Raw genomic sequence first — 13,143 nt, forward strand, 5'->3', positions numbered from 1 at the left:
ATACCAAAATGAATCAAACACGAAGGCAAGGCTTTACCTTAATCGAATTAATGATGGCCATCCTTATTATGGCCATACTGGCTACAATCGCCTATCCTTATTACGTAAGTTTTTTACTAAAATCACGCCGTTCAGATGCGATAGCTACTCTGGCGCAAGATCAGATCACTCTTGAACGCTGTTATTCTCAAAATTTTTCCTATAATGCGGCTTGCGGTTCACTACCCGCCTTTCCACAAAGATCCGCACAAGGCTTTTACAGTATTACCCTAACGAATTTAGGTCCAACATCCTACACGCTGACGGCAACCCCCATAGGCAGCCAAACGGAAGATACGACCTGTGCCAGTATGACTGTAGATCAGGCCAACACAAAAACTGCGGTCGATTCATCAGGAACTGCACAAACTATTTGTTGGAATCCCACTTAAATTTTATAAAGAGTATTGGGGTGATTATCCTAGGGCGTGTTGGCAATTGATTTCCCACGCCTACGTGACTAATAAGAAAAATTTGCTCTTAATTGAACTTTTGATTGGATGCCTCGAACAAGCCGAGGCAGGTAGGCTACGAGGATCAATTGTCAACACACTCTAATAAAAAGTAATAGCAACATTATCCCCGGCGGAAAAAAAGTTCCAAAAAATTTACTTTACAAAGAAAAGCCTATTCTCTACTATCCATCGCAACGGAAAGTCCAACTGAAAATAAAATGGAAATTTTTTGCTTTTTTTTAGGCATTCTCTATCTATACACCTCAAACTACTTCTTACCTCTAGTCAACTTACTGATTTTTTACCTCAGTCCAAAATATTCAATAATTGCTTTTTTTATTTTTGGCCTCTTGTTCGCTTGGCTGCACCAATCTTTGGTTTTACCCAAAGGAATAAGAACACTTACATCTCTCTCGAAACACATACCAACCACACAATTGTCCTCTGGAGCAGCATTTCAAGAGGAGTCTATTGAAGTAATACCTAAAGTCACCATAGAAGGAACCATTGCGTCCATTCCTACTCAAGATTTTACTAAAACACAATTTTTATTAACTCTTGAACAATACGATCATCTTCCTGCACAAGGTTTAATTCAATTATCGTGGTATAAAAATGCCCCCAAGTTACATTCAGGACAACGATGGCGATTCACGGTCAAATTGAAAAGGCCACGCAATTATCTTAATCCTGGAAGCATGGATTACGTGAGCTCGCTCGCAGCACGGCATATCTTTTGGATTGGTTATATTCTTCCCCAAGAAAACAAACTGCTTGCCGAATCACCTTCTAATTTTAGTTGGCTGCGATTACGCGAGTATTTAAGCAATCAACTCACCCAATTAGCTCCAGATCAATCGACAGCAGGTGTTGTTGAAGCCTTAACTTTGAATTTAACAAGCCATATTAGCCAAGAAAATTGGGATTTATTTAGACGCACAGGCACAACTCATCTTTTTGGAATCTCTGGGGAGCATATTGCATTGATATCCGGGATGATTTATTGGCTGGTTCGCTGGTTATGGCGTCAAAGCGCGCGCTGCTGCTTATTGATTCCTGCCCCTTACGTAGCCAGCGTTATGGGTCTCTTGGCTGCGGTATGTTATGCCTTTTTAGCAGGATTTGCCCCACCGGTACAAAGAGCATTAATCGGTTGTTTTTTTTATACGTTCTATCGCTTGGGAAAATTGCGCTTTTCTACCTGGCAAACATGGCGTTATGCTTTGTTTGGGGTTTTATGTATTGAGCCTCATGCAGTATTCATGCAGGGATTTTATTTTTCATTCATCGCAGTTGCTTGTTTGCTTTTGACACAACAGCGCTGGAGGTTAAAAGGTTATAGAGGAAATTTAGCCATACAATTGAGTTGTTTGATTGGACTCATGCCTTTAACCCTATACTGGTATGCTTATGGTTCCATAAATGGATTTATTGCAAACTTATTTGCTATTCCTTTGGTTGGTCTACTGATTGTCCCTTTAGCATTAATCACCATGACGTTCTGCTCTTGGAGTTTTGCTGGTTTATTGATGAAACTGTTGGCCTTACTGATTGCCTTATTATTTAAAGGATTAAATTTAATTGAGCATTTGGCACACATTAATATCAATGGATCCATTCAAGGTATGGAATGGGTTATTATCCTGATGGGAGTACTGTTGATGTGGGTCTTATTGCCAATTAAGCCCTTTCAATGGATTGCACCACTGTGGGTTCTACTCGCCGTTTTTCCACATCAAACGATACGCTCCCCAGGGGAAGCTGTGATTGATATTTTAGATGTTGGCCAAGGACTGGCAGTAGTCGTCAGGACTCAAAATCATGTTCTGATCTACGATACTGGAGATCGATTTTTCCAAGGAAATGATTTAGGAAAAATGGTGATTTTGCCTTATCTTAAAACGTTAAGAGTCAATAAAATTGATGCTGTGGTGATTAGCCATCCAGATAAAGATCACCGGGGCGGACTTAACTCGCTGGAGAAGGGGGTACTCGTAGCGCAACGATTAGTAAATGAACCTTTTTATTATAATAATCATGGGGTGCGATGTCATGACTACCCGCCATGGAGATGGGATAACGTCTATTTTCGTTTTTTGCCTATCACTACTCATTTTAAAAATAAAAATAACAATTCGTGTATTTTACAAATAAGTACAGAAGCTGGAACAGTACTCTTAACCGGCGACATCGAAAAGACCGCCGAAGATTATTTGATAAGAACCTATGGAGACGAACTCGCATCTGATGTTTTAATTGTTCCCCATCATGGGAGTAAGACCTCCTCTTCTTATCGATTTTTACTAGAGGTTGCTCCCCGTTATGCAATAGCTTCTTTGGGTTTTGACAATCGCTTTCATTTTCCACATGCTAAAACATTAGCACGTATGAAATCCTTGAATATTCCCTTTTATAGAACGGACCATTGTGGAATGACACAAATCACCTTGCCCGTTCAAGGAGAAATTAAAAGCCCGACTTGTTACAGTGGTCTTAAAAAAGTGTAGCGTCTTTTGTTGGGCCAAGGCCCAACCTAAAGCGAATTTGAGCACAAAACACATACCCCTGCGCTTGCGAGCAGCCGGTCAATACTTTATCGTGCTATCATGTGATTTCCATTTAATTCAATGCCTGAATTTCGGCCGCATTTTTTTTAAAAAAGCTATAGTAAGAAATGAAACAACTGATTTGAGCGATCCATGTTATCTAATTCGGTAAAGAATGAGTATTACCAAGCATTACTTGCTAAAAATTCCAAATATGAAGGCATATTTTTTGTAGGTGTTAAATCGACTGGAATATTTTGTCGACCAACTTGTCCCGCAAAAAAACCTAAATTTGAAAATTGTGAATTTTTTCATACTGTGCAAGAGGCGCTCCTTGCTTCATATAGGCCCTGTGCGCGCTGCCAACCGATGTCCTATCCTAACCAGGCTTCGCATCTAATTCAAAAATTAGTTACGGCGGTAGAAGCCAATCCTGAAAAGAGATGGAAAGACAAAGACTTTGTAGCGTTAGGAGTTGATACATCCACTGTACGGAGACAATTTAAAAAACGCTTTGGGATAACCTTTGTTGCTTATGCACGTGCAAGAAGAATGGGTATTGCCATGAAACAAATTCGTGAGGGTAAAATAGTGATTGAAGCACAAGTGAATGTGGGATATGAGTCCAGTAGTGGTTTTCGTGATGCCTTTTCTAAAATAATGGGTGCAGCCCCTTCACAATTAGACAAGCATCATATCGTTTTAAAAGCTTCCTGGTTTGACTCACCGTTAGGACCAATGCTTGCAGTAGCGGATGAAGAGGCCTTATATCTTTTGGAATTCGTAGATAGAAGAGGACTAGAACGAGAAGTCGAACGGCTGAGAAAAAAAATGAACGCAGCCATTATCCCAGGAGAGGCCCCCCCACTTCATTCTATTCAAGCAGAGCTCAACGCTTATTTTGAGGGGACCCTAAAAGAGTTCAATACCCCAATACATATGCTGGGTAGTCCTTTTCAAAAAATGGCCTGGCATGCTTTAACGCGGATTCCCTATGGAGAGACCAGAAGTTATGCAGAACAAGCACGAGCATTAGATAAACCTACCGCATATAGAGCCGTAGCCAATGCGAATGGTGCAAACTCGCTTGCAATTATTGTTCCTTGCCATCGAATCATTAATTCCAGTGGTAATCTGGGAGGTTATGGTGGTGGGATCGCACGTAAAAAATGGTTACTTGAGCATGAAAAGAGAAATAAATAATTCAATCTCAGAGAGGCTAGATGCATCTCAATTTGCTCTTGCTATTATTTCCATTCTCCCCAGGGGGAGAAGTTGCCCTTTAGGGCGGATGAGTGAACTGCGTGCCTATACTCAGACTAGGAATCCCAACCAAAAAATTTAGTCAATGAAAAAGGAGATGGATTAAATCCACTTACTTCCTCTGATTCATACTCCACCGCATTCTCTTCAACTTCTTTTTCTTTCTTATCGTTACGGGCCGATGGTGAGGGCTTTGTAGTAAAAGGAGTTAAACGAGGGGACTGATTTTCAAGTTGTTGATTCGGGAGGTTTGTTTTAGGAAATAAGTTATTACTCATCAGTGCCTTAATAAAATTGTTGCACACAACAAGTTCATTTTTATTAAGAGTTACCGTGAAATTATCTACTGGCACGCCCCTTTTTTCTAAAGCAATTTTAAATTGCTCGAAAAGCACTTTTAGAAGCCGCACAATATCCTGGACATCTTTTTCTTGATAGAGTAAAAGACTAGGCTTTGGACGGATAGTTAGTGCATTTTGTCCATGGTCCTCGCTCAATAACAAAAACTCCATCATTTCTTCCAAATCAAATAAGTCAATTGCTGTTTTATCTGCTGCAGTTAATTCCTCATTTAATCTGACGTCCAATGGTCTGCTTTGGTCCGCATGCTGATTTCTCATTCCGAGACGGTTTGGCTCAAGAGATAGGGCTTCAATTATAAATTTACTACTATCTCGGTATTTTAAATAAGGCATATTTCTCCATCGATCATTGTCATAATGATCCAAATGTTAATCATAACAAATCGCTCATCTCTCTTTAGCTTCTTGCAACGATTATTTACATTTTCTTAACCATTTATTTGAGTACATTCCACCGTTTTCAGAAGAACCATCCCATACCACTGACAAATGATTAAGAACGCGATGAGCCTCTCTTGATTTCAAAAATCCGATATAAGTTCAAAGGCAATAATAAAGCATGCAGAACAAAAATCGGATAAAGCGTGCTCCCTAAAGCATAAAGAATGAATGCTACATTGGAGCAGATTGCAACAAGACGTAATGTCAAAATCCTTTTGACATAAAAAGTCGCCAAAACCAAACAGCAAGCAATATAGCCAATAATTTCGATCGTTGATTCCATTTCAACTCCCAACTTACAATCCATTCATATTCAACATACACCGAGTATGCGTGACTCGCAAGTGGCTTCGGATTTGTAATCCAGGCAAAATAAAACGAGACCTGATCAAAAAAAGATCAAGGCATAAGTGAACTTTATTCCAGTTCGTTTCACTAAACCAAAAAGTCCGTTTTACAGTTCGCGGTTTAAGTCAAAATGCTCTGATTGGAGAACGCCGAAACCCGGCATATATGAAGTATACGGGTATCGGAGCATTTAAAATCACCGCATGCTAATTCAATGAGGGTAAATAGATCTTATAAAGGCAGTGGTGTCGATGAAGAAGGAATAGGCGCCACAAAGACTCGTTCATTTACAAAAGTGATTGCTTCTCGTTCAAATGTGGTTTTAACTGCAGAAAGGACTTCGTCGCGCACCATAGCCAAATCGTTTTTTGACCAATACAAGATTTTGAGCTCAACCCCCCCCCTATCAATCATCTGCGATAATAAAATTTGAGTCCTGGGTTTGGGTAGAATGTAGCTGCATTCTTCACAAATTTTGTAGAGTAATGATTTAATCGTAGTGACATCATGTACTGCATCAATTCGAAGTACTATCTCATCACGTTTTTGCGGATAAATACTTAAATTGGTAATTTCTGATTTAATCAAACCTTCATTAGGTATACGGATCAATCGGTTATCACTGGTTTTGATTTTAGTTGATAACCAGTCGATTGTTTCTACTGTCCCTTTAATGTCTTTGATGGAAATGACATCCCCTACTTGAAAAGGACGTTCAAACAAAAGAAAAACTCCACTAATGAGGTTGGATGCGGCAGTTTGCGAAGCAAAACTTAAGGCTACAGTAAACAAACCTGCGGTGCTTAACAAGATAGTTAGTTTAAACCCAAGTTCGTGCAATGCTGAAACTGAAAAAAGCAAAAACAAGCCGTAATAGACCACGCGACTTGATAACATGGCGTGATGCTTTGAGAATCTACTTTCAATTATTTTTTCAATCAAATGACTCATTTTCTTTGCAAGGAAATAGCCAAAAAAGATCAAAAATACAGCAAAAGCAATACGCTCCCAGTCCACGTGTTTCAAATATTCTAATGTGTAATCCATAATTGACTCAAAACCAAGATGCAGAAAAGACAAAATAGTATCAATTTTCACCAATAGATACCATAAGCTTTTCTATCGATTCAGAATTTTTATAGTAGGATTTATTTTAAATGTATTGAAGGAACATAGAGTAGATAAATCGTAGGGTTGATCAGATAAAGGCTGTTGGCCCTTCGCGAATCCATTTAAAAAAATTAATTACCGGCATCTCCACACGGCACATGAGCTCATGATCTCGTGTACCGTCCTCTCTGTCGGTTAAAAATCACGATTGCAAATTAATAACAGGATTCTTGTAACCAACAATGTCCGTATCTATTGCATACCCGAACAGTTTGGCAATAATCATTATAGTAGTAATCATTATTGTAGTATGGAACCCCTATAACAACACCAGGTCCCCACCAGCCACCTCCCCAGCCGCCATAATAACCACCATGCCAACCGCCACCATGATAATAGCCCCCATGGTAATAACCCCCGTTCCAACCACCGCCATGCCAGCCACCACCATGCCAACCACCGTGTGCAAAACTTGTCCCAGCAGTAAATAGGCCGAGAGCAAAAACCGTAGTGCATATGATTTTACTCATAATATTTCTGCTCATGATAATTCCCTATTTTCTAATGACCATATTAAATTATAGCTTATATATGCTTCAAAAATAATAGGTTTGTCAATTTTTTGCCGCCTGAAATATGCATTTAAAATACATCTAATTAAAAGAAATAATAGGCCTCTTTTAGTGTTGGGATGAATCATGCAACTGACTCAATTTACTGATTATTCATTACGCGCTTTGATTTATATCGCGATAAAACAAAATACGTGCACTATTGATGATATCGCCTGTGTGTATGCTATTTCACGCAATCATTTAATAAAAATAATCCATAATTTGTCTAAACTAGAAATTATTAAAACAATTAGAGGAAAAAATGGCGGCCTTATGATGGCTAAAAATCCTGCCGACATTAATTTGAAAGCCCTGGTTTTGCAACTTGAACTGCACTTTGATCTCGTACCGTGTTTCAACAAAGATAAAGCAAATTGTTGCATCGCCCCCACATGTAAATTACGCAAGCTCCTCCTTGATGCACAAAAGGCATTCTTTACCTTTTAGAACAATTTAGTTTAGAGGATATCGTTCAAAACAAAGTCGAACTTTATCCATTACTCCAAATAACTCAGGGAGAATTCGATGAACAAAATAAAAATCAAACGGATTTATGAACAAGCCGAGCCTTCAGATGGATGTAGGATATTGGTTGATCGATTATGGCCTCGCGGAGTTAAAAAAGAGGACGCAAGAGTGGATTTATGGTTAAAAGATACGGCTCCAAGTCACGAATTAAGGCGATGGTTTGATCATAAACCCGAAAAATGGGAAGAGTTTCAAAAACGTTATGCAAAGGAACTTGAAGATAAAGAAGAATCACTCCAAACAATTATTGATAAAGCCAAAAATCAAACCATTACTTTGTTATACAGTGCTCAAGATGAACAACACAATAATGCACTGGCCTTGCTTGAGCTCATGAGGGCAAGAAAAAAATAATCAGATTTGGTACTATTTTAAAGTTGTATTTAAAATGGAACTTAAGTATGATTATTTTATTTATATCAGCGGATAGTAGTATGACTCAGCTGAATAAAACTCATATTGAAAAACTCGTGACTCATTTTTACCAAAAAGTACAAAGAGACGAGATCCTCGCTCCTATTTTTAATGATGTGGCACAAGTTGATTGGGATAAACATATCCCGCTGTTGTGTCAATTTTGGAATAGCATTATGTTGAAAACCAATGAGTATCACGGTAATGCCTATCAAAAGCATATCCTCTTAAACCAATGTACCGATATCAGAGAGACCCACTTTAGCCGTTGGTTGAATTTATTTCAGGAAGAGGCGGTAAATCAATTACCTCAAGAGATTGCTGAGGAACTCGTTCAAAAAGCCACATTGATTGCAGAATCTTTAAAATTTGGAATGCTGAGTCAAGAGAAGAGGGTTAAAGCACATGATTAAGCCGCTCACTCGTGATATTCTAATCACCTTAATTATTAAATTTAGCTTATTGATTTTATTATGGATTGTTTGCTTTAAGGGTGTGGAAAAACCACATCAAAGCAATGAACAGTGGCTTTTAGGTTCGGTACAAACAAAAGAATATCTTTCTTCTAAAAAACAATAACTTAGGAAAATCCTCAATATTTTCTAAAACAACTGGGGATTTAAAGATTTTTATTAATCATCAATGTGAGGTGAGCAATGATTCCTGGCAGTGACCTGGTCGATCTTTCCCGTTTACAGTTTGCTCTAACTGCGCTTTATCATTTTCTTTTTGTCCCACTCACCTTGGGCTTGTCGTTAATTTTAGCGATCATGGAAACCATTTATGTGATGACTGGTCGCGATATTTGGCGACAGATGGTTAAATACTGGGGGATTCTCTTTGGCATTAATTTTGTTTTAGGCGTAGCTACCGGGTTAACCATGGAGTTTCAATTCGGTACCAATTGGGCTTATTACTCTCACTATGTTGGCGATGTTTTTGGTGCCCCATTAGCAATTGAAGGACTTATGGCGTTCTTCCTGGAAGCTACTTTTGTGGGTTTGTTTTTCTTTGGCTGGGATAGATTAAGTCGCGTCCAGCATATGGTTTGTACCTGGTTATTGGCTTTAGGTACAAATCTTTCTGCGCTATGGATTTTGATTGCTAATGGCTGGATGCAAAACCCCGTTGGTGCGGAATTTAATTTCCAAACCATGCGTATGGAAGTAACTGATTTTGCGGCAGTAATGTTTAATCCAGTGGCACAAGCCAAATTCGTTCATACCATAAGTGCTGGGTATGTTACTGGCTCAATTTTTGTTTTATCCATTAGCGCTTACTTTTTATTACGCGGTAGAAACATCAATTTTGCCAAACGTTCAATGACCGTTGCTGCAAGCTTTGGACTTGCATCAGCCTTAGCGGTGGTTGTATTAGGTGATGAAAGTGGCCGTCTAGATAATGAAAATCAAAAAATGAAATTCGCAGCAATAGAAGCGATGTGGCATACAGGAGCAGCTCCAGCCCCTCTCACCGTCTTTGGTATTCCCGATGAACACGCGATGAAAACCAATTATGCCTTGGATATTCCCTTCGTATTGGGAGTCATCGCAACGCGTTCTTTCACAGAGCCCCTGGAAGGAATTTCTGAATTAATAGAACAGGGGAAACAACGAATCAAAGAAGGTATGCTCGCCTATGAAGCGTTGACCCGATTGCAAAAAAATCCTAATGATGTGCAAGCAAAAACAGATTTTACTGCACACAGTAAATATTTAGGTTACGGTCTGCTCTTAAAGAAATATACTGAAAAAGTAGTTGACGCAACTGAGGCGCAAATTAATCAAGCAGCACAAGATTTGAAACCCCGAGTAACGCCTTTATTTTTCTCTTTCCGAATTATGGTTGCTTGTGGCTTCTTCTTCATCCTCTTATTCGCAACAGGTTTTTACTTATCCATGAAGCGTAAATTACATACTACCCGCTGGTACTTACGTGCCGCTTTCTTTTCACTTCCACTACCTTGGATTGCTGCAGAGTTGGGGTGGGTAGTCGCAGAATACGGACGGCAACCTTGGGTAGTTCAGGATATCTTACCCACGGCGATGGGTACCTCGAGTTTGAGTGCGACTCAAGTTTTAACCTCAATAACCGGTTTTATTCTCTTCTACACAATTCTCGCTGTAGTTGAAATTTTCTTGATGGTGAAGTACATCCGTCTTGGCCCAGATAATATGGCTCATTAGGAGATTCAAAATGCCATTGGATTATGAAACATTACGAATTATATGGTGGATTCTGCTCGGTGTATTACTCATTGGTTTTGCAATCATGGATGGTTTTGATCTAGGTGTTGCCATGTGGCTGCCATGGCTTGCTAAAACAGATATCGAGAGGCGTGTATTAATTAATAGCATCGGGCCAACCTGGGAAGGGAATCAAGTCTGGTTTATTCTAGGTGGTGGGGCAATTTTTGCTGCCTGGCCAGCTTTATATGCCCTCTCTTTCTCGGGTTTTTACTTTGCAATGCTCCTGGTTTTGTTGGCACTCATTTTACGTCCGGTTGGATTTAAATACCGTTCAAAATTAACCAATTATCGATGGCGTACTTTTTGGGATTATGCGTTATTTGTCGGTGGTTTCGTACCTTCACTAATATTTGGTGTTGCGATAGGCAATGTATTGCAAGGCGTTCCTTTTCATTATGATGAATATTTACGACCTTTTTATACGGGCAGTTTTTTGGGGTTGTTGAACCCTTTTGCCCTGTTATGTGGCATCTTGTCGGTATTGATGCTTTCTATGCACGGTGCTTTTTTCCTTAACTTGAAGACGGAAGGACACTTACAGCAGCGTGCCATGAGTGCAGGAAAAATAGCTGCACTATTGACCTTATTGGTCTTTATTGGTGCTGGTTTTTGGCTTCATTATGGTATTGATGGTTACAGTGTGACTGGAACTCAAGTCCATGATGGTCCATCCAATCCGCTTTACAAAACGGTTATTCGTCAAGGAACGGCTTGGTTTTCGAATTACCAAAACCTACCCATCACTTTATTGGTGCCGGCAGTTGGAATTATTGGCGCTTTGTTAGCCTTTTTTGCAGCAAAACATATTAAAACTGCTTTTATATGTAGTGCTCTTTCTGTTGCTGGAATTATTGCCACTGTGGGTGTGAGTATGTTTCCCTTCATACTGCCCTCTTCATCAAATCCAGAACAAAGTTTGCTGGTTTGGGATAGCTCTTCAAGCCATTTAACTTTATTTATTATGTTGGTAGCAACTGTTATCTTTTTACCTGTGGTACTGCTTTATACGACTTGGGTCTATCGAGTGTTGCGCGGAAAAGTAACAGAAGATACCGTTACTAAAAATCGAGATACAGCCTATTAGGGGGTTATTATGTGGTATTTTTCCTGGATTTTGGGTACTGGTCTAGCGTGTTGTTTTGCCATTTTAAATGCTATGTGGCTTGAGCTGGATGATACCGATAAAAAGTAAATAGAATCAAACACCCGTTGTCACAACCATCCCACGTCATCTCGAGCCTAGCAAGGGATCTTTATCGAAGAGCACGATAGTAACCCCTGGGGATCCCTTGCTAGGCTCGAGATGACGTGAGCAGTTTGCCTAAGACAGTAAAACTTATAGTCCTACCCAGCGAATAAATGCATCAGACGGGTTTAAATTGACTGAAGGTTTCCCCTCAAAATAAACCGTTATATTTTCGCGAGCTGAATCACCATTTACTTTAACTTGTTTGATTTTACCTAGATCAACAATTTCCATTTGCGTTTCATAATATCCCCCTCGGACGACCTTAAGAGTGGGTATTACAAAACGGATAGCGCGAATACCGTCATCCTGAGCAGCATCGTTTGGATTATTGTGATTCGCCAAGTAATTAAACTCTTGAGCATTTAATGCCACATATTCTGCATTATTGATTTGCCGACGCAACATGCGTGATAACGGCGCTGTAGTATGAAATACACGTTGATAAGTATCTGCGGAAATGACTGCAACAGGATTCGTTTCAGTACGCTTGCCTTTATACCCACTCCCTACAAAAAAGATTGCATCACGATGTTCATCAGGAGCAGATGTAGGTACCTGTATTGTCGGATTACTTGTATATTGCGGGGAGGGACTTTTATCACAATTTAGAAATTTTGATTTTGCGAACCAGGCATCACTTGGATAATAAACAACCAATAAAGACTTATCCTTTATGGTATTAATGATTGCTTGAGAATTTTCTAAAGGAAGGGCGGGACAGCCCCAACTTCGCCCCGGTCTTCCATATCTTTTGATAAAGCGCTCTTCTACATACCACCCAGAATGCATTACAACCGAGCGACCTGATGCATTATCATTAAAATTACGGTCTAAGCCGTCTAAACGTAATGAAAGACCATCGCGACCATAATACGCTTGTTGTGTTTGATAAACCCCTATACTACTGGCTTTGCTATTGAACTTGTTTGAAAAATAATTGGTAAGTAAGGTACCGGATTTAATGCCATGGGATACATAGGTATGAAACAATAACTTTTTGGCACTTAAGTCAAATACCCACAGTCGTTTTTCGTTGGAGGGTAATGAATAATCAATAATGGTTAAAATATTATTGTGATCCACATTATATTCAATAGCACACTTTAAAGAAGTAAGTACCTTATTGATCACGAGTGGATTTAAGTGAGGTGCTTCATGAGCTAACATTAACCGAATGTCATTTAATGATTGATCGTTAATTTGCACCGAAAACCGCGCTGTTTCGCTAATTAAACGAACATCATCCTTTACTATGGCTTGAGCCTGTGGAAACGCCAACGGCAGTTGCGGAAAATAGGTAAAAGTTACTGCTAAACCTAATAGCAGAAGAGAGCCCATGATTTGTCCTTATTTGTTTTTGTTCAAATCCTGTATTTTTAATATAGCTCAAAATTTTCATTGCAACTGATTTTTTTATAGAGAATATGATTTATTTGTAAGCGGATTGATTTTTCTTGATTTTCAGTCAATCGCCCTAAGAGTTTTAGAAAAAGTGGTTTAGGGCTACCCCTTCTCCCCTATGGAG

The 13,143-nt window shown here is 39.3% G+C and carries 14 protein-coding genes and 1 pseudogene; 10 read left to right on the forward strand and 5 right to left on the reverse strand.

Annotated features, from left to right (window positions below; all coding sequences use genetic code 11):
• Positions 1-8: 8 nt before the first annotated feature.
• The 3 genes from OQJ13_RS04825 (at position 9) to OQJ13_RS04835 (ending at position 4,243) form a co-directional block, all read left to right on the forward strand.
• Entirely contained in the window at positions 9-431 is a 423-nt protein-coding gene (locus OQJ13_RS04825; RefSeq protein ID WP_265709560.1) for a type IV pilin protein, read from the forward strand.
• A 281-nt stretch (positions 432-712) separates the two neighbouring features.
• Positions 713-3,001, forward strand: coding sequence for a DNA internalization-related competence protein ComEC/Rec2 (locus OQJ13_RS04830; RefSeq protein WP_265709562.1), 2,289 nt, complete (start codon positions 713-715; stop codon positions 2,999-3,001).
• A gap of 192 nt (positions 3,002-3,193) precedes the next feature.
• Positions 3,194-4,243 carry a bifunctional transcriptional activator/DNA repair enzyme AdaA gene (locus OQJ13_RS04835; RefSeq protein WP_265709564.1) on the forward strand — a complete coding sequence of 350 codons (1,050 nt, stop codon included), beginning with the start codon at positions 3,194-3,196 and terminating at the stop codon, positions 4,241-4,243.
• 116 nt (positions 4,244-4,359) lie between these two features.
• On the opposite strand, the gene OQJ13_RS04840 is transcribed toward OQJ13_RS04835, so the two are convergent.
• The 4 genes from OQJ13_RS04840 to OQJ13_RS04855 form a co-directional block, all read right to left on the reverse strand.
• Positions 4,360-4,998: a hypothetical protein gene (locus tag OQJ13_RS04840; protein WP_265709565.1), complete on the reverse strand. Its 639-nt coding sequence runs from the start codon at positions 4,996-4,998 to the stop codon at positions 4,360-4,362.
• A 160-nt stretch (positions 4,999-5,158) separates the two neighbouring features.
• Positions 5,159-5,389, reverse strand: coding sequence for a hypothetical protein (locus tag OQJ13_RS04845; protein WP_265709566.1), 231 nt, complete (start codon positions 5,387-5,389; stop codon positions 5,159-5,161).
• Positions 5,390-5,685: 296 nt separating this feature from the next.
• On the reverse strand, positions 5,686-6,552 hold the full coding sequence (locus tag OQJ13_RS04850) for a mechanosensitive ion channel family protein (RefSeq protein ID WP_265709567.1): 867 nt from the start codon (positions 6,550-6,552) through the stop codon (positions 5,686-5,688).
• A 227-nt stretch (positions 6,553-6,779) separates the two neighbouring features.
• A complete protein-coding gene (locus tag OQJ13_RS04855; RefSeq protein ID WP_265709569.1) occupies positions 6,780-7,109 on the reverse strand; it encodes a hypothetical protein in 330 nt (109 codons plus the stop codon).
• A gap of 153 nt (positions 7,110-7,262) precedes the next feature.
• Here OQJ13_RS04855 and OQJ13_RS04860 point away from each other — a divergent pair.
• The 7 genes and pseudogenes from OQJ13_RS04860 (at position 7,263) to cydX (ending at position 11,561) form a co-directional block, all read left to right on the forward strand.
• A pseudogene (locus OQJ13_RS04860) lies at positions 7,263-7,735 on the forward strand (Rrf2 family transcriptional regulator).
• Positions 7,704-8,060: a DUF488 domain-containing protein gene (locus tag OQJ13_RS04865; protein WP_265709571.1), complete on the forward strand. Its 357-nt coding sequence runs from the start codon at positions 7,704-7,706 to the stop codon at positions 8,058-8,060. Before OQJ13_RS04860 ends, OQJ13_RS04865 begins: the two are co-directional and overlap by 32 nt.
• Before the next feature lie 47 nt (positions 8,061-8,107).
• A complete protein-coding gene (locus OQJ13_RS04870; RefSeq protein WP_265709572.1) occupies positions 8,108-8,533 on the forward strand; it encodes a group III truncated hemoglobin in 426 nt (141 codons plus the stop codon).
• A complete protein-coding gene (cydP, locus tag OQJ13_RS04875; RefSeq protein ID WP_265709573.1) occupies positions 8,526-8,699 on the forward strand; it encodes a cytochrome oxidase putative small subunit CydP in 174 nt (57 codons plus the stop codon). Before OQJ13_RS04870 ends, cydP begins: the two co-directional genes overlap by 8 nt.
• Before the next feature lie 77 nt (positions 8,700-8,776).
• Positions 8,777-10,306 carry a cytochrome ubiquinol oxidase subunit I gene (locus OQJ13_RS04880; protein ID WP_265709574.1) on the forward strand — a complete coding sequence of 510 codons (1,530 nt, stop codon included), beginning with the start codon at positions 8,777-8,779 and terminating at the stop codon, positions 10,304-10,306.
• A gap of 10 nt (positions 10,307-10,316) precedes the next feature.
• Positions 10,317-11,453 carry a cytochrome d ubiquinol oxidase subunit II gene (gene cydB, locus OQJ13_RS04885; protein WP_265709575.1) on the forward strand — a complete coding sequence of 379 codons (1,137 nt, stop codon included), beginning with the start codon at positions 10,317-10,319 and terminating at the stop codon, positions 11,451-11,453.
• Positions 11,454-11,459: 6 nt separating this feature from the next.
• On the forward strand, positions 11,460-11,561 hold the full coding sequence (gene cydX / locus OQJ13_RS04890; RefSeq protein ID WP_265711890.1) for a cytochrome bd-I oxidase subunit CydX: 102 nt from the start codon (positions 11,460-11,462) through the stop codon (positions 11,559-11,561).
• Positions 11,562-11,705: 144 nt separating this feature from the next.
• Here cydX and OQJ13_RS04895 read toward each other — a convergent pair whose 3' ends face one another.
• On the reverse strand, positions 11,706-12,956 hold the full coding sequence (locus tag OQJ13_RS04895; protein ID WP_265709577.1) for a murein L,D-transpeptidase catalytic domain family protein: 1,251 nt from the start codon (positions 12,954-12,956) through the stop codon (positions 11,706-11,708).
• Positions 12,957-13,143 lie beyond the last annotated feature (187 nt).

Origin of the sequence: Legionella sp. PATHC035 (assembly GCF_026191115.1) — a bacterium.
Lineage (GTDB): Bacteria > Pseudomonadota > Gammaproteobacteria > Legionellales > Legionellaceae > Legionella.